The 19,393-nt window shown below is 63.4% G+C and carries 21 protein-coding genes, 3 pseudogenes and 1 riboswitch; of the genes and pseudogenes, 14 read left to right on the top strand and 10 right to left on the bottom strand.

Going from position 1 to position 19,393, the window contains the following annotated elements; genetic code table 11:
• Positions 1 to 9 precede the first annotated feature (9 nt).
• A riboswitch (Fluoride riboswitch) is annotated at positions 10 to 88 on the bottom strand.
• Between the two features lie 216 nt (positions 89 to 304).
• The 4 genes from ACLLJI_RS09310 (at position 305) to ACLLJI_RS09295 (ending at position 2,767) form a co-directional block, all read left to right on the top strand.
• Positions 305 to 457 carry a hypothetical protein gene (locus ACLLJI_RS09310; RefSeq protein ID WP_434620632.1) on the top strand — a complete coding sequence of 51 codons (153 nt, stop codon included), beginning with the start codon at positions 305 to 307 and terminating at the stop codon, positions 455 to 457.
• Positions 458 to 941: 484 nt separating this feature from the next.
• Positions 942 to 1,727, top strand: coding sequence for a DUF2382 domain-containing protein (locus ACLLJI_RS09305; RefSeq protein ID WP_434620629.1), 786 nt, complete (start codon positions 942 to 944; stop codon positions 1,725 to 1,727).
• Positions 1,724 to 2,473, top strand: a complete 750-nt coding sequence (locus tag ACLLJI_RS09300; RefSeq protein ID WP_434620626.1) for a hypothetical protein — start codon at positions 1,724 to 1,726, stop codon at positions 2,471 to 2,473. The genes ACLLJI_RS09305 and ACLLJI_RS09300 overlap by 4 nt, the downstream gene beginning before the upstream one ends.
• A 78-nt stretch (positions 2,474 to 2,551) precedes the next feature.
• Positions 2,552 to 2,767 (top strand): DUF6480 family protein, encoded by a 216-nt coding sequence (locus ACLLJI_RS09295; RefSeq protein ID WP_283559174.1) that lies wholly within the window; start codon positions 2,552 to 2,554, stop codon positions 2,765 to 2,767.
• A gap of 115 nt (positions 2,768 to 2,882) precedes the next feature.
• Here the strand turns inward: ACLLJI_RS09295 and ACLLJI_RS09290 are convergent, their stop codons facing one another.
• The 6 genes and pseudogenes from ACLLJI_RS09290 to ACLLJI_RS09265 all read right to left on the bottom strand — a co-directional run bounded on the left by ACLLJI_RS09290 (position 2,883) and on the right by ACLLJI_RS09265 (position 5,042).
• Positions 2,883 to 3,215 (bottom strand): YciI family protein, encoded by a 333-nt coding sequence (locus ACLLJI_RS09290; RefSeq protein ID WP_434620623.1) that lies wholly within the window; start codon positions 3,213 to 3,215, stop codon positions 2,883 to 2,885.
• Entirely contained in the window at positions 3,212 to 3,682 is a 471-nt protein-coding gene (locus ACLLJI_RS09285; protein WP_434620620.1) for an SRPBCC family protein, read from the bottom strand. The genes ACLLJI_RS09290 and ACLLJI_RS09285 overlap by 4 nt, the downstream gene beginning before the upstream one ends.
• The gene (locus ACLLJI_RS09280; RefSeq protein WP_434620617.1) at positions 3,675 to 4,250 is read right to left on the bottom strand and encodes a TIGR03086 family metal-binding protein; all 576 of its coding nucleotides are present in this window, start codon (positions 4,248 to 4,250) and stop codon (positions 3,675 to 3,677) included. Before ACLLJI_RS09280 ends, ACLLJI_RS09285 begins: the two co-directional genes overlap by 8 nt.
• A 153-nt stretch (positions 4,251 to 4,403) precedes the next feature.
• Positions 4,404 to 4,526: pseudogene (locus ACLLJI_RS09275) on the bottom strand (SRPBCC family protein); the annotation flags it as partial.
• A gap of 107 nt (positions 4,527 to 4,633) precedes the next feature.
• Positions 4,634 to 4,723: pseudogene (locus tag ACLLJI_RS09270) on the bottom strand (hypothetical protein); the annotation flags it as partial.
• Positions 4,710 to 5,042, bottom strand: a complete 333-nt coding sequence (locus tag ACLLJI_RS09265; protein ID WP_434620614.1) for an ArsR/SmtB family transcription factor — start codon at positions 5,040 to 5,042, stop codon at positions 4,710 to 4,712. The pseudogene ACLLJI_RS09270 and the gene ACLLJI_RS09265, both read right to left, overlap by 14 nt.
• Positions 5,043 to 5,250: 208 nt before the next feature.
• Here ACLLJI_RS09265 and ACLLJI_RS09260 point away from each other — a divergent pair, with 208 nt between their 5' ends.
• The 4 genes and pseudogenes from ACLLJI_RS09260 to ACLLJI_RS09245 all read left to right on the top strand — a co-directional run bounded on the left by ACLLJI_RS09260 (position 5,251) and on the right by ACLLJI_RS09245 (position 7,738).
• Positions 5,251 to 5,868, top strand: coding sequence for an MFS transporter (locus tag ACLLJI_RS09260; RefSeq protein WP_434620611.1), 618 nt, complete (start codon positions 5,251 to 5,253; stop codon positions 5,866 to 5,868).
• Positions 5,869 to 5,912: 44 nt separating this feature from the next.
• Complete coding sequence (locus tag ACLLJI_RS09255) at positions 5,913 to 6,635, top strand: MFS transporter (protein ID WP_434620608.1); 723 nt, start codon at positions 5,913 to 5,915, stop codon at positions 6,633 to 6,635.
• A 258-nt stretch (positions 6,636 to 6,893) separates the two neighbouring features.
• Positions 6,894 to 7,100, top strand: a pseudogene (locus ACLLJI_RS09250) (helicase-related protein); the annotation flags it as partial.
• 188 nt (positions 7,101 to 7,288) lie between these two features.
• Positions 7,289 to 7,738 carry a UPF0158 family protein gene (locus ACLLJI_RS09245; protein ID WP_434620605.1) on the top strand — a complete coding sequence of 150 codons (450 nt, stop codon included), beginning with the start codon at positions 7,289 to 7,291 and terminating at the stop codon, positions 7,736 to 7,738.
• Positions 7,739 to 7,750: 12 nt separating this feature from the next.
• On the opposite strand, the gene ACLLJI_RS09240 is transcribed toward ACLLJI_RS09245, so the two are convergent.
• Positions 7,751 to 8,053: an acylphosphatase gene (locus ACLLJI_RS09240; RefSeq protein WP_434620602.1), complete on the bottom strand. Its 303-nt coding sequence runs from the start codon at positions 8,051 to 8,053 to the stop codon at positions 7,751 to 7,753.
• Positions 8,054 to 8,318: 265 nt separating this feature from the next.
• On the opposite strand from ACLLJI_RS09240, the gene ACLLJI_RS09235 reads away from it, so the two are divergent.
• Together ACLLJI_RS09235 and ACLLJI_RS09230 are read left to right on the top strand one after the other, a co-directional pair.
• Positions 8,319 to 9,419 carry a TIR domain-containing protein gene (locus ACLLJI_RS09235; RefSeq protein WP_434620599.1) on the top strand — a complete coding sequence of 367 codons (1,101 nt, stop codon included), beginning with the start codon at positions 8,319 to 8,321 and terminating at the stop codon, positions 9,417 to 9,419.
• A 54-nt stretch (positions 9,420 to 9,473) separates the two neighbouring features.
• Positions 9,474 to 11,411 carry a tetratricopeptide repeat-containing protein gene (locus ACLLJI_RS09230; protein ID WP_434620596.1) on the top strand — a complete coding sequence of 646 codons (1,938 nt, stop codon included), beginning with the start codon at positions 9,474 to 9,476 and terminating at the stop codon, positions 11,409 to 11,411.
• Positions 11,412 to 11,429: 18 nt separating this feature from the next.
• Here the strand turns inward: ACLLJI_RS09230 and ACLLJI_RS09225 are convergent, their stop codons facing one another.
• A complete protein-coding gene (locus ACLLJI_RS09225) occupies positions 11,430 to 12,551 on the bottom strand; it encodes a patatin-like phospholipase family protein (protein WP_434620593.1) in 1,122 nt (373 codons plus the stop codon).
• A 526-nt stretch (positions 12,552 to 13,077) separates the two neighbouring features.
• Between ACLLJI_RS09225 and ACLLJI_RS09220 the strand changes: the two genes are divergently transcribed.
• Positions 13,078 to 13,815, top strand: a complete 738-nt coding sequence (locus ACLLJI_RS09220) for an AfsR/SARP family transcriptional regulator (RefSeq protein WP_434620590.1) — start codon at positions 13,078 to 13,080, stop codon at positions 13,813 to 13,815.
• Here the strand turns inward: ACLLJI_RS09220 and ACLLJI_RS09215 are convergent.
• Together ACLLJI_RS09215 and ACLLJI_RS09210 are read right to left on the bottom strand one after the other, a co-directional pair.
• Positions 13,803 to 14,570: an AfsR/SARP family transcriptional regulator gene (locus tag ACLLJI_RS09215; protein WP_434620587.1), complete on the bottom strand. Its 768-nt coding sequence runs from the start codon at positions 14,568 to 14,570 to the stop codon at positions 13,803 to 13,805. The two genes, ACLLJI_RS09220 and ACLLJI_RS09215, sit on opposite strands and share 13 nt — an antisense overlap.
• Before the next feature lie 116 nt (positions 14,571 to 14,686).
• Complete coding sequence (locus ACLLJI_RS09210) at positions 14,687 to 15,802, bottom strand: hypothetical protein (RefSeq protein WP_434620584.1); 1,116 nt, start codon at positions 15,800 to 15,802, stop codon at positions 14,687 to 14,689.
• Between the two features lie 155 nt (positions 15,803 to 15,957).
• Between ACLLJI_RS09210 and ACLLJI_RS09205 the strand changes: the two genes are divergently transcribed.
• From ACLLJI_RS09205 to ACLLJI_RS09195, 3 genes are read left to right on the top strand one after another with little or no spacing between them, the layout of a single operon-like run.
• Positions 15,958 to 16,551, top strand: coding sequence for a DUF4255 domain-containing protein (locus ACLLJI_RS09205; RefSeq protein WP_434620581.1), 594 nt, complete (start codon positions 15,958 to 15,960; stop codon positions 16,549 to 16,551).
• The gene (locus ACLLJI_RS09200; protein ID WP_434620578.1) at positions 16,548 to 17,387 is read left to right on the top strand and encodes a hypothetical protein; all 840 of its coding nucleotides are present in this window, start codon (positions 16,548 to 16,550) and stop codon (positions 17,385 to 17,387) included. Before ACLLJI_RS09205 ends, ACLLJI_RS09200 begins: the two co-directional genes overlap by 4 nt.
• Before the next feature lie 20 nt (positions 17,388 to 17,407).
• Entirely contained in the window at positions 17,408 to 19,390 is a 1,983-nt protein-coding gene (locus ACLLJI_RS09195) for a phage tail sheath family protein (RefSeq protein ID WP_434620575.1), read from the top strand.
• Positions 19,391 to 19,393: the final 3 nt, after the last annotated feature.

Below are 19,393 nucleotides of genomic sequence, written 5' to 3'. Positions count from 1 at the left end.
CCTCTGTTGATCAAGGCAGGAACCATCAGCCAACCGGCGGTTCGAACCGGGCACGCCGGCTCCGGCGGGATCCATCACCGGATCACGACTTTACCGCCAAGCCCCAGCCTGCGCCAGCGCCGGATTTGCGCTGTCAGCGCCAGCACCGGATTTGCGCTGCTGGCGGTGGGCGGGGATCCTGCCCCTTCCCGGCAGCACCGGTGGACGGAGCCCTGCCCGTAGGCATGTTCCCGGCAGCACCGGTGGACGGAGCCCTGCCCGTAGGCATGTTCCCAGCAACACAAGACAGGACTACGCTGGCGCCATGACGGAAAATCCAGACCCCCGCGCCCCGGACGGCAGCGAACAGGAACCCAGCGAGCACGCCCGGGCCCGGGATTCGCCCGCCGTCGACTTCTCCCGATCGATTGATCCGGACATCGTGGAACCTGACGAGGATGCAGCGCCCGACAGCTAAGACCGGGACCCCGACAGCCGATAGAAGTCCGGGGGTCGACACCCCGCGGGCATCCATCCGCAACTGGATAGCTGGGCGAAAAAAATATAGCAAGCACCCTTGCCAATTTGGGGTGCTGCCGGTTTAAGCTAGGAACTGGCAGGTTTCTCTACGGAACCTTTCGCTGCAGCAAGCCATCGGGAGAATTCATGCTGGACTTCCTCACATCCAGGCCGGTGACGGCATGGCGCGCTTTCTCGGGGCCAGTGTTTCGGATGCCCGTGTTCTTGAGGTACGCGCTCGTCAGCTCCGCTGCCCTTCCCGCGTCGAGCGCGGCAGACGTCGTCGTCGTCCTTCATCCACTGGATTGCCAGCAGCACCGGCAAGGCGGCCGAAAATACGCGAACGTTCCCACCGGTACGCCCATCGGCGTCCTCGGCCGCGGACGGGGGCCGGATCTGTTGCGCACAATTCATCAGCACCATCAATGGAAAGCGAGAACATCATGATCAGCACAGAAAATCTCACCGGTCTGGCCGAAAGCGGCGGCGACGTCCTCACCTCCAACGGGGACAAAATTGGATCCATCGGGCAAATCTATGTCGACGACGAAACAGGACAGCCGAACTGGGTCACCGCCAAGACCGGGCTCTTCGGCACTTCCGAATCCTTCGTGCCACTGGACGACGCCTCTGCCCGGGGGAACGACATTGTGGTGCCGTACAGCAAGGACAAGGTCAAGGATGCTCCCCGGGTCGATCCCGACGGACACCTGTCCGAGGAAGAGCAGGACGAGCTGTACAGATATTATGAGCTGGCAGCCGGCGGATCGGGTTACGTCGAGGGGACCGGGACCGGGACCGGCGCCGCTGGACGCGACACATCCGGTCCTAATACGGACGACGCCATGACCCGATCCGAGGAGCAGCTTCGGGTCGGCACGGAACAACGGGAGACCGGCCGCGCCAGGCTCCGCAAGTACATCGTCACCGAAAACGTCACCAAAACCGTGCCCGTCAGCCGTGAAGAGGTCAGGATCGAGAGGGAGCCCATAACCGAGGCCAACCGCGGCGATGCTCTAGGCGGTCCCGACCTTACCGAAGACGAGCATCAGGTCACGTTGCACGAGGAGCGTCCGGTGGTGGAGAAGGAAACAGTCCCCGTCGAACGCGTGCGTCTGGGCACGGAAACCGTCTCCGGCGAAGAGACCGTCAATGAGGAAGTCCGCAAGGAAAAGATCGAGACTGAAGGTGTCGATGATGCGGGCTCGGGCGGCCGGAACCGGCCGTGAGCAGCAGCATCAATGCCGGGGACGAGGCCTCGGACCGCTCCCGCGGTCCGGGGCCGCGGAACCGTCCGTCGGAGGCGGACCGGTCCCAGGCCCGTGGCACCGGCCGGGATGACCGCACGGGCCGGGGCGATCGGCTCGGACGGGACGGCGTCGTCGGCCGGAGCGACGCCGTAAGCCGGGAAGGTGCCGTGGCCCGCGAAAAGGAGCGTTATGGCGGGATCAAGGTCGGATCGGCGTTTTTCGGCTGGCTGACGGCAACCGGAACGGCGGTGTTATTGACGGCGTTGGCCGCCGCAGCGGGCACCGCCGTCGGCGTGGCGACGAATTCCGACGCATCCCAGGCACTCGACAAGGCGTCGAAGAATCCGCAAACCGTCGGGATCGTCGGCATCATCATATTGCTGGCCATCCTATTCGTCGCGTACTACTGCGGCGGCTACGTGGCCGGCCGAATGGCCCGGTTCAACGGCCCAAAGCAGGGACTGATGGTCTGGATCTGGGCGGTGATTATCGCCGTCGTGGTGGCCATCCTGGGACTCGTTGCAGGGAACCAGTTCAATATCCTGGCCAGCCTCAACAGCTTCCCGCGGATCCCGGTTGACGAAGGGCAGCTCACGGGCGCCGGCATTATCGCGCTGGTGGTCGTCGCCGTCGTCAGCCTTGGTGCCGCCATGCTGGGAGGGCTTGCGGGAATGCATTTTCACCGCAAGGTAGACAAGGCCGGCTTCGCCCCGCTGGAACACTAACCAACATAACCCCAACATAACCGCAAAAACGCACACCACCGCAAGAACCTATCGGCTTTTGGAAAGGACGGCTGGCGCATGAGCACTTACCACCCGGAAAAGGACCCGGCGAACCCGGACAAACCGGGAACGGAACATCCGGCCGCGCAGAAGAATGGAGACCCGGGTGCCTCGGCAAACCCCGATCCGGTCAACGGCCATATCACCGGCCTGGAGCCCGGCGGCGGGGTCCCGCCGGGCGAGACGCCGCCGGCGGCAGACCAAATGAGCATGGATCAGGGCCACGACGAATAGAGCGATTCTGCTTCCCCAGGCACACTAGTGCCGCCCTGCCAGCAGCTCCCACCCTGCACGCCGTGTGGGTGGGAGTTGCCGGCAGGAACGGGACGCCGTGGTCCACAGCCGTGGTCTACATCTGCATGTCGATCAGCTCGAATATCTCCAGGCGGTACCTGCCGTTGCCCTCGGCGAGGAACGGATGGTCCTGGGTGAAGTTCTTGGCAGCTTCGAGGCTCTCCGCCTCGACAATGCTGTATCCCGTCACATCAGACGACGGGGCCGCCGTGGAGCCGTCGTCGACGACGGCGGCGCCGTCGGCGAACGGATTTCCGGCGTCCACCAAGGCCGGACCGACGCGGCTCATCCATGCTCCCCAGGCCTCCGTCTGCGCGGCAGACTGTTCCGGGGTGAACTGATCCATGGGTGTGGCCGGACCCTTGTACAGGTAAATGAACTTGCTCATGACATTCCCTTCCGATTGTTTGATTCCAAGGTGGTTGATTCCAAGATGGTCTTGAGTTGCTTCGGGTCCTTCTGCATGGCTAAACGCATCATCAAGGCCAGGAAGGGGGCAAGGATGCGTGAAAACCCCCTCGGCTCCCCCTTATTGCGCAGGGTCATCCGTGTTGTGCGGTCATCCAAGTCCGTCCACGTGTAGGTGGTCCGCATCGGAAAAGGGCCCTGCGCCGTACGCATCACCAGCTTTTCCCCAGGGACCAGCTCGGTGATGCGGTAAACGTAATCCAGGTCCCGGCCCAGGAATCTAGCTGTGAAGGCAACTTCGGAACCCACCTGCAGTTGTTTCGCCGTCCGCCATTGCGCCGAGGCAATGTTCTTGTACCACCGCGGAGCGTTGTCCGGGTCCGCGGCGTAGCCCGCCACCTCGGGGCACGGCCGGTCAATCACGGTTTCGGACTGGACATCAACCACTGCGCGCTCCGTACGAGGCCGAAACCTGCCGGCCGGTGAAGGCGATCAGGCGGTCCAGGCTGGCGGCGGACTCGTCAACGACGGTGGCCTCGGAGAAGCTACCGCTGGCACGCTGCTGGGGGCTGATGGTGATCCGGGCCAGGCCCAGCACATAGTCGGAGAGCACGGGCGCCACGTCGATGGTCTGACCGGTGGCGACGGCCAGGTCCCAGGCGTGAACCAGGAATTCAATGTTCAGGATGCTGGCCACGATAGTCGCGGGCAGCTCGGCGAAGCCCATCTCGATGGTGCCCTGCAGACCACGGCGGGTGAAGGCTTCCAGCGTGACCTGCGCGGCGTCGGCGATCCGCACCTCCGCCGACGACGGCCTGTTGGCTGCTCCTGCCGATGTCCCGTTTGCCGCGGCCGACGACGGCGCTGCTCCTTCAGCGACAGCGGCGCCGAGGGCGCGACCAATGCCGGCGACAGAACCGAACAGATGGTCCACCAGTCCCGCAACCGTAAAGTCGCTGCACGGGGTCGGCTTGGACAGATCCGCCTCCGTCAACGAGTGCAGCGCCCGCTGCACGATGGCCAGCGCTGCCTCGGCGCTATTGAGTTCGTTGAGCGGGTCGGGTGCCGCAGACCACTCGTCCGCGCCGGCGTCGCCGGTGGTTCCGAATGCGACCAGCCGGCCCAGGAAATGGTTCCAGCCCTCGGCATGGTCGGCGGCCTGCTCACCCGTGAGACCGTCATGGACCAGCCTGAGGTTAGTGCCGCCGTCGGCCGCGTCCAGCGTGATCGAGACGGTGGACGCTCCCGGCGGCAGGTCCGCCGAACCCTCCCAGCCCCAGCTGAAGACGATGTGCCGGCCGGGTTCGATCTCCGAGACGTGCCCGCGGCCGAGTGGCCGGGCACGATGGTCCAGCGGTACTCCCCGGCGACCCGCAGGTCCAGACGCGCACTGACCGTCTTCCAGCGGCGGAGGCGTTCCGGCTGGGTGATGAGATCGAAGACGGCGTCGGGGTCCAGGGGCAGGAATACGGTCTTATCGAAGGCCATCGGAATCTCCTTGCAGCGTTTGTTGATGGAAGTGGGCCGCGTCGTCGACGAGCTGGTCGAGCTCGGTGGTCCAGAACTGGTCGATGACACGCCGGAGCCGACTCATCCCGCCCTCCTCCAGCCGGTAGAGCCTGTTGCGGCCGTCCTTTCTGGCCGTCACCAGGCCTGCCTCCGCCAGCAGCAGCAGGTGCTGCGAGATGGCCGAGCGGCTCACGGGAAACGCAGCGCTCAGCTGGGTCACGGTCTGTTCGCCGCGGGCCAGCAGTTGGAGCAATCGTCGTCTGTTCGGTTCGGCTGCCACCTCCAGCAGGTCAAGCATATGGAATAGGTTAGCAGCCACTAACGCATTCGGCAAGGGCGCGCGACTTATCGGCCATTGGCGCTGCGAATGTGCGATGTCTGCGAATGTGCGATGTATTGTTCATTGGGCCGATCGAGTGCACTCTTAATACACCGACTCAGCATCACGCCTCGGCGGCGCCAAGCCGATGCCGCCGGACTCTCTACCAAGAGGAAAAAGGGAAGATATGGCTGGCTCCCAGGAACAGATTGTGTCCCGCCCAGGACAGATGATCGTCGCGAGGTTGGAGCGCCTCGACGTCTGGTCACTGTCCTACCTGTTCATTGGAATCATCGGGCTGGGCTTCCTGTTCACGTTCTACGACATTTTCGATATCAACGTCTCGTTCATCCAGACCTGTATCGCCCTCAGACCCGGCTGCACCCCGCAGAACGCATTGGATGCGTTGCCGCTGCCCGTGGTGCTCAACCTGGCCGGTTACGTGGTGGGAACACTGATCCTTAGCCCCATTGCGGATAAAATCGGGCGGCGCAACATGCTGCTCATCACCACGCTGATTACCGGCCTGGGCTCGCTCTACAACGCCCTGGCACCCGGGTATGTCAATTTCAACGTCGCCCGCATCATCACGGGAATGGGCATCGGTGCGGATCTGGCCATTGTCAACACGTACATCAATGAGGTTGCCCCCGCGACGGGCCAGGGCGAAATTTACGACCATCATCTTCGTCATGTCCTCGTTGGGTGCGCTGCTCGGGATCTGGCTCGGACTGATCCTGACCACGGAGCCTACCGCCTGGCCGCTCGGACTCCCATTCGCGGTGGCCGGGCCCGGCTTCGATAACGGATGGCGCTGGATGTACGGCCTTGGCGCCCTCCTGGCCGTGAATGGAGGAAGCGGACAAAGTTGTCCGGCAGATGGAGCTGAGGGCCGAGCGGCACGGGCCGCTGTCCGAACCCGTCGTCGAGGATGCGGCCCGGAGGATCACGCCGCCCTCAAAGGTGCCGTACCGGGATCTGTTCTCCAGCCCGCTGTACCGGCGCCGGCTGTTGCTGCTCTTCCTTATGTGGTTCATCGGCTACATCACCGTCTACGCCTACGCCTCCGGATTCACGAGCGTCCTGACCTCTCTGGAGTACCCGCCGCCCGAGGCGGGCGTGATCGCCGCCGTGGGCACCTTCGGGTTCGTGGCGGAGGCAGTCATCATGTCATTTTACGTGGAACGGCTCGAACGCCGGTACTGGCTGCCCATTGCTGCGGTGGTGACCCTGATCGGGGCATTCCTCATCGCGCTGGCCGGGACAAGCATTGTGGTCTCGTTCGTTGAGGCGATACTGATTTTCGCCGGCTTCAACCTGTGGGTGTCACCCACTTACGCGTTGACCGCTGAAAGCTTCCCGACCCGGGCACGGACCACGGGCTTCGCTCTGGTGGACGGAGCGGGCCACATCGGCGGCGGAATCGGCGTCCTGGTCATAGCCCCGTTTCTGCCGCATATGTCCATTCTTGCGGCGTTGCTGTTGATTTCCGTGTTCCTGGGTATCGCCGCCATCCTGGTTCAGTTCACTCCTCATACCCGGAACCGTCCGCTGGACCAAATTTCGCCATAGCCCCAGTGCTGACACCGACGCACCCCGCAGGGACTGAATTTAACCACCCAGTGATTCGGCACCGACCTCTTTGGGTACCCCATCCATTCGCTAGGAGCCCGCGGTGCTGACCTTGCGAAGGCCTGCGGCCCCCGGTGTTGGTTAGCCCTGAGCACCGGGCCGTCGCCGACTCCGGTGCTGCCGGCAGGCCCTTCCTGTGGTGGCCCCGACCTTCGTGATGCCCAACTGGGCCGTCGAGGCTCGGCGTTTTGAACGCCGATCTTCAGCCAGTTCGCCAGCTTCCTGGGCAACGCCGCCGAGCGTCTGGACGCCGCCGGCATCGAATACTCCTATCTGGACGGCAAGTATCTGGACGGCAGGATGCGGCGCCGCGGCCAGGTGATCGAGGACTTCAAATCCAGCACGCAGGTGTTCCTGTGCAGCGTCAAGGCCGGCGGCTTCGGGCTAAACCTGACCGAGGCGGACTCCAGGATGTCCGCGGCCTGCTCGACAGCTGATGGCCCAGAATGTCCATGTGGCCTGTTCGACAGCTGAAGTCCGCGTTCCCGCCTTTGTTGCAGACTGCTTTGTGCATATACTGCCGTTTATCCGTCCTGAACGGACGGAGCATCCGTCCCGCGGGCCGGATGCGTATCGGCAGAGGAGGCACGATCGTGCTGCTTCTGGACCAAATCGAGATGGACACTCTCACGCTTGCGCTCGAATTCAATTCCGACTTCGGGACCTCCTGGTGGCTTGACCCCGAGACCGGCGAAATTCTCTTGTACCCCGAGGACGGTGCGGCAGAGGCCGACGAATCCGCGGCCGACCTTGACGAGCGCGGGGCCATCAAGATTGAGGCCGTCAGCTCACGGGAAGGGTACCAGTACATGGAAACGTTCATTTCGGACCTTGACGACGGACGCGCCAAGGACCGCCTGTGGCACGCGATCAACGGCAGCCGGCCCTTCCGGCACTTCAAGGACACGCTGATGGATTTCCCGGCGCTGAGCGAGCAGTGGTACGCCTTCCATGACGAGGCGGTGCGGCGTTACGCCATCGAGTGGCTCGTCGACGTGGGCGCCGTGGACAAATCCGAGGCGGAGAAGGCTCTCAAGGAGTGAGTTTGCCGCAGACTAACCAGCGTGGAAGCTCCTGAACGACCCGGAGGCGGGAGAGATTGACGACGCCACGTCCTCCACCTTCCCCGGTGGCCCCTCTGACCTCAACCATGCCAGTAGTTCCGCTGCCGCGGATTGCGGTCCTTCGGCAATAATCTCCACGGATCCGTCATTCCGGTTCGTGGCCGTACCCGTCAATTCCAGCTCCTCGGCCCGCCTGGCCGTCAGGTACCGGAAACCGACTCCCTGCACCACGCCGCTGACCAGGACTGTCAGACGGACTTCGTCTGGCCGGGATGTGGCATCTCGTTTTCCCATGCTCTTAACTTAGTCTCCCGGCTGCAGCACTACTCACCCGATTGCCCGGCGGCCGCCGAAACGGAGTACCGCCTCACCCTGTCGCCGTGGCCGGACCGAGCGTATCCTGTTACCACCGAGGGGAGATTCTCATGAATTCGAGGGGAACCACAGGGTCGATGAATCCGGGGCTGCCGGGTCAGAATATGGTTATCTCTCCTTGGGCAACGCCACTTGAGAGTCTCGTCCCGGTGTGCCGGGCCTGCACGCATTCCCGAGGCGCGTGATGACGATTCCCCAGCAAACGCAGTTCGTTCCCGGTGGTCAGCGTTCGGTGTTTCTGTCCTATGCGCGCGCGGACAAGGCGGCTTTGCGCGTGCTGACGGAAGGAATCGATGCTCTGCATTACCGCGTCTGGATCGACGGCAAACTCGATGGCGGCCAGGCGTGGTGGGACGAAATCCTGGGAAACATACGGAACTGTGACGTCATGGTCGTTGCGGTTTCCCCCGCACTGCTTGAGTCGGAAGCGGCCGCGAGCGAAAGGGACTATGCGCGGCGGCTTGGCAAACCACTGATACCGGTGATTATCGCTCCGGTGATGAGCGACCTTCTACCGCCGGATATTGCTTCTCTCCAGTTTATTGACTTCACGAACGTCGGACCCATGACAGGCTTTTATCTGGCAAGTGCCCTGTCTGCATTGCGTCCGACGCCCCCGCTGCCCGATCCCCTGCCTCCACCGCCACGCGTACCGGTCACGTATATGGCGGGCATCGCCGACAAACTTCGAGCCGCATCTCTGTCCCTGGACGAGCAGCGCGTCCTAGTTGCCCAGCTGCGGGACTCCCTGGCCAGACCCAGGCAACGTGATGCAGCCGTCGAGTTGCTGCACACACTGGCGGATCGCCACGACCTCTTCCACGCGACCGGACAGGAGATCGACCGCCTGCTTCAGATCGACTGGAGTCGAGCTCAGACAGCGCCGGGGCCTGCCATGGGCACAACCCCCGGGTTCACCATGGGCACCGGTCGCGCGAGCCAGGCGCTTTCGAGCCGGCCCGCGGCCAGGGAGGCGCCTGGCCCGTGGCCGCAAACCTATGCCGCAGCATCCGGGCCAAAAACATTCGAGGCCCAGACGCTCCCGGCTCCGGCGCGCCCTCGTGCGCACTGGCCGCTTTCGATCGTCGCGTTGTTGTTATTCTTCCCCCTTGGCGGGTTTGGGCTCTATTTTTCTTCGCAAGTCACCGGCCGGTGGAACACCGGCAATGCAGCCGGCGCTCGTAGTGCTTCCAAAACTGCCCTCATCGTCGACTGGATCGGGATAGCCATCTGGCTGCTTATTTTGTTCTCGGTTCTAGCAAATACCAGCAGTTCCGGCTACTAAAAGGCCCCCAGCCAGGGACAAGTCCTCCCTGCCAGGGGATTGGGAGACAGGAGGATGCCGTTGATCTTGGTGTTTGCGGGTAACCGGACAGACGGTCCGGGGCGCGTGCCGTCGCGCTTTCCGCTGACCAACTCCGCGTGGGTCGGCCAGCGGCTGGACCGGTTGATGTCGGCACTCCGACCAACGATGGTCGTCGGCTCCGCCGCCGCCGGGGCCGATATTCTGCTCCTTGAGGGAGCGGCAAAGCTCCAGATTCCGGCACATATCGTGCTGCCGTTCCCGGTTCAGACGTTTCGGGAACTGTCGGTGGCGGATCGCGGCTCCGTGTGGGGGGATCGGTTTGACCGGCTGTTAGATGATCTGCCGCCAAACCAGCTGCAGGTGGCTGACGGCGACCCGGAGGATGAACGGGTCTATTCGGACGCAAATCGGACCATCCTGAAAAGTGCAGAAAACATAGCCGCTGGCGACGTCATCGTAGCTGTGGCCGTGCGACCCCGGCTCCGGGACGCAACGTCCAGCGTCACAGATGACTTCATCGCCCGCGCCGAGGCGCTGGGGATCCTGGTACTTGGGCTCGACCCTGGATTGCGCCGCTGTGATATGCGCACCGCGTTTGTCGTCATGCCTTATGGGGTAAAGGCCGATCGGAACGGAAACCAAATCGACTGCGAATCGACGTTCTCGAAGGTCGTGGTTCCGACTTTAGAAAGTGCCGATCTCGATTGGACACGAGCGGACCAGCAACTCGACGCCGGAATTGTCCACGTCGGCATGCTCGACCGCCTCGCGCGGTCCGACGTAGTCGTGGTCGACATGGCCACGGAGAACGCGAACGCCTTCTACGAACTCGGAGCACGACATGTTCTGCGCCCGAAGACCACCCTACTCATCGGACCCGAGGGATCACGCCCGGTCTTTAACGTGAATATGCTGCGCCGGGTGAGCTACCGAATAACCGATTCCAGGGTCATTGATACCGATGCGGTCGATACGATCCGCAGACTTCTCCCGTTACTGCACATGACAATTCAGGAATCCGCTGTGCCGGACAGCCCGGTATATCAACTCTTCGCCGTCAGTCCTCCGGTATTTGAGGACTGCTGTTCGGATGCGTCCCCCGCCGTTGATCTGCATCGTCGAATTGATCTGTCGACCGACGTGGCAGGCCTGGAATCGATTGCCGACGACCTCGACGAAACGGAACTGCCAAGGATTCAGCGGACGGAGCTGATGCTGCGGATCGGGGTCCGCCTCCGCGAACGCGGGGCATACGAGGAATCGGTCCATCGGCTCGAAAATCTTGGCGTATCCCGCGACCAATCGCTGCTGTACGGCTGGTGGTGCCAGCAGCTGGCGCTGACGGAGCGTCGCCTGGGTGAACACCTCCTCCGTCTCGGCAAGTCTCCGGAAGAATATTGGAACCGGGCCGACCGCCGTCTGTCGCAATCCATGGAGTTCCTGGGAGACGATGCCGAAACATGCGGGATCGCAGGGGGCTTGGCAAAGAGACGGGCCCTGCGCATCCTACGGTCGGACAGCACTGAGGTCGGGGCCATCCGGGCCGCAGCATTCCTCGATCGGGCCCTCGACTATTACGGGCGCGGTTTCGACAAGCAGCCCTCCGCCTACTACACGGGGATTAACCTACTCACCGTGGGCCGCATTCGAGCGGCGCAAGGCGTGCCTCCGGCCGGCCGCAACCTGGATACAGTCGCGGCCGTCACAGCGTTCTATTCCGGGCAAGGCAGCGGGGACGATTTCTGGCGGGCAGCCACCGGGGCTGAGCTGAAGCTGGATGAGCACCTTCGTTCGCAGCAGAGCACATCCTTTGCAGCAGTGCTGACCGCTTATGCTGCAGCACTGGCGATTGCGCACGCTGAAGACAACATCGGGCCGATCCGCGATCAGCTGGACCTCATTAGACTGTCAGGTGTTGAAACCGGTGGCGTGGTTGGGGCTGTCCTCGCTCTCCCGGAGTTCAATGCCTGACTAAGCTCCGTGCAGGACCTAGGCTTCGTGCAGGAACCCGGCAAAGTGGGCCCGGCTCACTTGATGCGCCAGCTTCACACCGGTTCGCCGGAGCTCGCCGATGTAGTCGACGGAATCCAGGCGCTGCACATGTTCCGGCCGAATGTCGGACAGCCCCAAGGCGTCCAGCCCCTCTCGGGATACGTCAGCATCGTACCGGAGGTAGGTGAACAGCCGTGGGTCGAGGATCCCGGGACCGGATTGCATATCGCCCAGTTCCCTGTCGAGTGCGGCTCCGTAACGACATCGGCCGAAGATCCTGCACAGCAGGTCCTGCTCAGTTGCCGCCGCGTGCATGAGGGCCCCCGGGATGGATGACACGTTGTAAACGAGGTTCATGTCCCCCGGCTGAAGGTACGCGTTGGCGGCAGACGCCGATCCCGTGCCTATTGAAACGAGCAGCAGGTTCTGCTCTCCGACTTGCCAATCAAGGCGGTACGCCCCGTGCGTCGCCATCAGGAAAAGCTGGAAGGACGGGTTGTTGTACACGGTCAGACCGCCGTCGACGAAGATGAAGTCCTTCGGACCGACGGTGACAACTTCCGGCGGGAAGTAGACGGGCGCGGCGGTGCTGGCGCGAACAAGCTGCCAGAGGGGCAGTTGCAGGTTGTTGTCCGCCCGCATCGGATCATTGTATTTCGCCCGCGGATTGCTGCTCAGCGGCCACGGTGAGTCTGTGGTGGCATTGCGAAGCACCATCATCAAGAGTGTGCGCAGCTGCGCGCCGCCGAGCAGGGTAGTGGCTCCGAATTCCCGCTTTAGCATGGCCGACAACCGGGAGCTGTCGTACTTATACCGGTACCGGTGGACAATGAAAGCTTTGTCAAACATGTCTTTGCCGTTAGTGGCGTATAGTGCGCGCAGCCGCTCAACCGGCCACCCTAAGGCCAGGCCCGCGGCAATTATCGCTCCCGTGCTCGTGCCCGCGATGTAGTCGAAATAGTCCGCCAGCACGAAGTCGTCGTTATGGCCTAATTCTTTCCGCAACATCCGCTCGATCTCGCTGAGCACCTCCAGGGTGATGACTCCGCGGATTCCTCCCCCATCCAAGGCCAACAACTTCTTAGGACCGGGCCCGACAACCGTTTCGCGATAAGACACACCCGTGCCTCCCCTCTGGTGGCCACAGCCTACTCCCGACAGCGGCGCCCGTATACGGACCGAGGGAGACTGCCGTGCACGCCCCAGAGCATTCAAAAAAGTTAAGGCCCGCACTCTCCCAGTCGGCCGGTCGGAGAATGACGGGTACGACAACGGCGTCACCACGGCGATGCCGCTCCAGAGCGCGCCTCAGCTCGACCCGGTCGATGAATTCTGACCCCATGAACTTTGACGTGATAAGGAGCAGAATGAGATCGGCCGAATCCAGTCCTCGGATGATCTCTGGTTTCGAGTAGGCGAACGGGCCAGTCGAGAGGCTCGCCGGCCCGTCCCTGTCTGCTGGTCGGACTCTACTCGAGTCGGCGCAACTGCAGGTAGCGGCCGATTCTTCCCGGACGACAGCGAACGCGCCGGACAACGGCGGGGGTGCGATAACGTATCTGCCGATTCACCACAATGGACGAAATATACTGGACAGCGCCCGATGCTGAGTCCCAGAATAGGACCTCACGACAGTGGGGGGCCCATGACCGCCAGTGTAGATTCGGTACCCTGGGAGGCGCGCCTGCAGCTTCTCGGGCGCTGGAACCTGTCGGTCGTCGATGGCGACCTGGCGGTACCGGCAGAGACCACCCAAAAGCTGATGGCGCTCTTGGCCCTGCGGGGTACCCTGTCCAGATCACAAATTTGGGGAACATTGTGGCCTGATGCCACCACCGTCCACGCCTCCGGCCGGCTCCGGACTGCGATGTGGAGACTCGCCGGTGGCCGATTGCTTTTGCTCAACGAGGATCATGGACAGCTGAATCTGCCGCACGGTGTACGCGTGGATGTATGGGATTTGTACAGTGCCGCCGCCGCGTTGGCCCGCGGTGACAGCTCCGCCGCGGCTCGCCCCGAGATGGCCCTGTTCAGCTCGGATCTGCTGCCGGACTGGGGCGACGATTGGCTTGTCGTTGACCGCGAGCGGATCAGGCAAATGCGGTTGCATTCCCTGGAGTCATTGTCCACGCTGTTGCTGCAGGAACGCCGTTTCGGTGCGGCCGTTGAGGCTGCCTTAGCCGCTGTCAGCGTTGACCCCCTGCGCGAGAGCGCTCACCGGGCCGTTATTTGCGCGCATCTGGCCGAAGGGAACGCTGCCGAGGCGCTGCGCCAGTTCGATATCTGCCGGAGGCTCTATGCGGAGCAGCTGAACGCTGTCCCCAGCCGCGCCCTGTTTTCGTTGGTCTCAGACTTCGCTGGTCTCAGGCCTCACCGCTGGTAGGCCTCAGCAGGACTGACCCGCACCGGTTCGGTCCTTTCGATGAGGCTGCGGATTCTGGCACCCGGCAAAACACCGAGCTCTTGGGCCACCATAGATACATAAGCCTTGTAGATCCGGCGCGCTTCAACGATATTACCCTCGGCCAGATGGGCTTCCACCAGCGCCCGTTGGGCGCTTTCCCGCAATGGGTCAATGTCGACGGCGTCCATGGCGACTTCCACGGCCTCCGCGTACCGCTCCAAGTGGATCAGCTGACAGCAGAGTGCTTCGAGGCCATGGAGCAGGCGCTGGCGGAGGCGTTCGCGCTCAAAGATCACCCAATCGTCGTACCAGCCGGGGAGAAGATCGAGCGCCTCAAGGTTCCATGCGGGTAGCGCCAGGTCCGTGATCTGCGCTGTGCCGCCGATCACGCGGCCTGCCCAATCACGCAGGGCATAGATGTCTATGCTGGTTTCGCCCCGCAATTCGATGAACACCTTGTCCGCCTCCAGTACGACTATGCCAGCTCCCTTCAACCGCCAAAGTGCGGATCTGAGGTTTCCCGACGCGCGGTCATCGGAGACGTAGGGCCACAGCGTTCCGGCCGCGTGACGTCTATCGACGCGCCCGTCATGGAGCGCGACAAAGACAAGAAGCTTTTTGCTGCCTTCCGGCACTGCAATACGCTTCCCTGCCTGGATCACGTAGGGGCCGCCAAGGAGGCAAATTGCGAGTTGATCGAGCCGGGCAGGCTGACTGAGCTGGGTGCTGACCATCGCATCTAGACCCTCCTTATGAGATGAACGGGTAGGAGGACTGTAGTGTGACAAGCGTCACCACAGCGTCACATCGGAATCATTGCCGACTTCGGCGCTACAGGCCCTGGGAGGCCCTAACCCTCGCGCCCCCCATGCCGGTCATACCAACTCTGACCCCCATTGCGTTCGCGCCCCTCACGCCGCTCTTCGCGTTCCTCGCGCTCCTCCCGCCGCTCTTCCCGTTCTTCCCGTTCCTCCCGCCGTTCCTCGCGTTCCTCGCGTTCCTCGCGTTCCTCGCGTTCCTCGCGTTCCTCCCGGGAATCACGGCCCTCATGCCCTTCCTGATGCCCGTGCCTTTCCCCGTCAGCATCACAGGGCCGCTCGTCAGCACAGAGCTTGTCATAGATGACGATGATTTCGTCGACGGTGTTGGATTGCAGCCTGGCGCAATGATCCTGTTCCGCTTTCCGCCGGCAGTCCCGTACGGCCTTCGTTCCGAGCAGTTTCGAAACCGCCCCGCCGCCGTTGGTCCAACACTTCAGGGCGCAGCACAGGCACTCAACAAATTCATTGACATCGCCAAAGCCGTTCCAGACCCGGTTCACGTCGCGCTCCGCCACCAACGCCTGGGCATAGACCATTTTCAGATCCGTTTTAGCCGGATCCTCAAGCAAGGCCGCGTTGATCTTGTCGACGTCGTCCTTGCGGGCCGCCACCCGCAGCTCCAGGGCCGCCGGTTCACCCACGAGAGTCGTGAAGCACTGTTGGGCCGCATCGGTCCGCGCCTGATACTTATCGATCCGCTTTACCAGCTCGTCGTACGGGAGGCCTTGGCAGTCCAGATCAAAGTGGCAGTCGGCCTCTGAACAGCAGCACCCGATCTCCGGCTGACACTTGGTGAGTTGATCCACCACCTGTGCAAATGCCTTGTCTAGGTTCCGGACAACCCGTTCCTGCTCAATCTTGCAGCGGATCCGCTCGGTGAGTTGTTTCACGGCATGCTGCAGATCCTGGACCTTGAGCTGGGCATCGTGTCTTTTTTGGCGGTAGTCCTTGCGCGTCAGATCGTAGTCCATCTTGGCCTTGTCCAGCAGAACCGTGAACGGGCCGTTGTACTCCGCTTGTTTGGCGATCCCCATCATCCTGCACTGCAGATCGTCAATGTGTTTCGGGTCGCAGCCGGCATCCTCGGCCGATGCGATTTCGGAACCGTTCTCTGCCGGCTCCTCCATGTCCTTCTCGGTGTTCATCGTCGGTTTCCTTCATCCCGGTCCACTGGTACGTCGCCAGCCGCGTTCCTAAGTTTCCGGCCGCGGTGTCACCGAGGGGTCACGGCGGCGTTCGGCTTATTCCGGGGGCCACCGGTGCGACGGTCCAGTGACGCCGGACCGGCAATGCTGGGCCCATGGCTGGATATCAGGCCCTCGCTGCCGCCGGTTTGAGCATCGTGGCATTGCTCAACAGGCGCTTCCACGCGGTGCCCGGGGCGGCTGCCTTGGACGCTTTCCTGGCCAGCACCAATGAGCTCAAGACGATGAAGACCAATTCGGGGCAGCTTGTCCATCAGCCGGCCATTTCCGTGTACTGCTACAGGGTCAGCGTGGACCGCGAGACCCGGGCCGGCTGGTCGGCCGTGGGAAGTATCGACGGGATCCCCCGGCTCCCGCTGCGCATGCACTTTCTCATTGCGGCGTGGGCGCCCAACGTCGAGGATGAATTGCGGTTTCTTGGCTTGGCGGCCCAAACGTTGGAGAGCGAGAGCATCCTCACTGGTCCGCTACTCGATTCGAGCGGGGAGTGGGCGGCCGGCGACGCGGTGCAGATAGTCTCCGATGATCTGGCCTTGGACTCCATGAGCGAGGCCTTTCAGGCGCTGAGTACCGATTACCGGTTGTCGCTTCCATACCTCGCGCGCGTGATCTGTATCGAGGGACGGCAGGAGCCCGACGGCGAACGGGTCGCCACAGTCGCGGCGCGCACCAAGGCGGGGATGCCGTGATGATCGACGGCGTGATCGATACCGTAATCGGCAAGGCGACCGTGCTGCACCAGCTGGCGCTGGGCGTCGAGTGCTTCGACGCCATCACCGGGACCTCAATCGCCACAGGGGTCCGGGTTGGCCGCGAGGTGACCGCTCCTAAGCGTCGAATCCATTCCCAGGCGGCATGGCCGTGCTCGGACCTTGACGGGTCCGGGATGGGTCGGTTCAAGCTCCGGTATGGCCCGCTCGTCCCAGCTGCATTTGTGGTCAGGATCGACGATCCGGACCGGCGCTACGCACCCCGCCGGTTTTCGGTCCACCTGTGGCCGCTCGCCGCCGTCGCAGCTGGGGCCGCGGGGCCGTATATTCCTGTCGCCTCGCGGCTGCTTCGCGTGTGGCTCTGGCCGGGTTCCGCCTATGCATTCCCCCGCGGCAGCACGCTCGTCCGCGGCCGGGTGGGCGACAACGGACTCCCAGTCCGTTGGGCGCGCGTCACGGCGACCGGGCTAAACGGTGCGATCGCAGGACGCGCGCACGCCGACGAACGCGGCGAATTCCTGCTGGTCGTATCCAACCCGGACCAAAATCCACTGCAGGACTCCGTGGCCCTTGACCTGGTGGCCTCGGCGCCGAAATCGCCAAGTCCGGCCGACGGAACCGACCGTTGCTCGGACCTCGTCATCGAGGACGTTCCTCGCTCCTGGGCACCGCCACTCCCGCAGGATCTGGATAACTCAGTGCTCCGCGGCGTCAGTCCGCCGCCCGGTTATGTCCCCTCCCGTCAGCCGGCGCAGCACGAGGTACCAATCGGTACCGGGCTCGTCCTGCACGACGATGTCTCATTCAACCCTTAAGCGTGACCTAGGAGGTCAACATGCCTGAATACCTAACGCCTGGTGTATACCTCGAGGAGACCAGCTTCCGGTCCAAATCCATCGAAGGGGTGGCCACATCCACCTTCGGCATGGCCGGACTCACCCGCTACGGCCCCACCCCGTATGACATCACCCCGCCGGGCTCTAACCCAATGGCGATGACGCCGCAGCCCACGCTGGTCACCAGCTACACGGAGTTTGAGCGCGCCTTCGGCGGCCTCGACGGCGTCGGCCTGGCGACCGACCAGCGAAATTACTTGGCCTTTGCCGCCAGGGCGTTCTTCGGCAACGGCGGCCGGCGTCTATACGTGTCCCGCGTGTTTCCTTTCGCGCTGGACGCGAACGAAGCCATTGACCTGACGAAAAACTTCGCCACACTGCCCATCCCAGTCCCGCCCGACGGGCCACCTCCCGTGCCTCCCGCGGGGGCACCGGCAGCAATGTGGCGTACGCGCTGGCCCGGCGGCGCGGGCAACGAGTTCAACATCAGGGTCAGCCTGCAACGCAGCAAAAATGTCCTCATCGGCTCAACCGCAGGGGCCGCCCCGCCAGGGGCTACCCCAAAACCCGGCGTGCTGCAGGGTCTGGGCTCTGACGCCGTCGTGGAAATGTACGCCGGTGACGCTAAGATTCCTCCCGGGACCGACCCCAAGAGCGGCAATCCGAATCCTCCCGCCGCCGGCAGCCTGCGGATCGTCGGCAACGACGGCAAGGGGAACCAGACGCTGATCGACCCCGCAACCGGTGCGTCCACACCCGTCCCCGCTGCCGGCGCGCTGGCCAGCCATCTGACACTCACCGTGACCGTCAACTGGGGACGCCGGACCGATGTGTACCCGGGACTGGAACTGAACCCGGCGCATCCGCGGTCCATCGCCAATATTCTGCAGGCGGCCGACCCCAACGACGAAGCCTGCCTGGTCTGGCTGGACATCCCCGGCAGTCCGGCGGCGGGACCGGGACCAGCGCCGGTGTCCGATCAACTGACTCCCCTGCTGACGGCCCTGCTGACGCTGAGCCAGCCGAAATATCTCACCGGCGGCACGGAAGGAGCGGCCCTGAGCCCGGACGCCATCAAGGGCGAAAAAGCCGACCCGGATAACGTGAACAAGGCCGCCACCGGCCTTGAAGCCCTGCTGGAAGTGGAAGATATTGCCATCGTCGCCTCGCCCAACGCCATCGGCTTTTCGACCGAGGCCGAGCGCAAGACGGCGGTGGATGACCTCATCGCGCACTGCGAATCGCCGCGCGCCTACCGGATCGGCATCATCGATCCGCCGGCAAACGCGTCGCTGTCGGAGGTGCGCACCTTCCGTTCCCAGTTCGATTCCACCTACGCGGCCCTTTACTACCCCTGGGTGGAGATCGTAGATCCGACGGTCAGGGTCGATCCCAGTGCGGCACCGGCACGACTGGACCTGCCGCCGTCGGGCTTCACCGCGGGCATCTACGCCCGCAACGACGTGCAGCGCGGCGTCCACAAGGCGCCCGCCAATGAGGTGATCCTGGGGATCACCAAGTTCGTCCAGAACGTCACCTATGACCGGCAGGCCGTGCTGAATCCCGAGGGCATCAACGCGCTGCGGTTCTTCGAGGGCCGCGCCAACCGGGTCTGGGGGGCGCGGACCATCAGCTCCGACCCGGAGTGGAAGTACGTCAACGTGCGCCGGCTGTTCGTCTACCTGGAGCATTCCATCGATAAGTCCACCCAGTGGGCGGTCTTCGAGCCGAACAACGAACGGCTCTGGGCATCGATCCGGCAGTCCATCGAGGATTTCCTCCTGGTGGTCTGGCGTACCGGCGCGCTAATGGGCACCAAACCGGAGGAAGCGTTCTTTGTGCGCTGCGACCGGACGACCATGGCGCAGAACGACCTGGACAACGGCCGGCTGATCTGCCTCATCGGGGTGGCCCCAACCTATCCCGCAGAATTCGTGATCTTCCGTATCGGTCAGTGGACCGCTGACGCCCAGCAGGCTTGAGGT

Source organism: Arthrobacter sp. A5, from assembly GCF_051131705.1.
Classification (GTDB): domain Bacteria; phylum Actinomycetota; class Actinomycetes; order Actinomycetales; family Micrococcaceae; genus Arthrobacter_M.
This window is presented reverse-complemented; position numbering and strand designations above follow the sequence as displayed.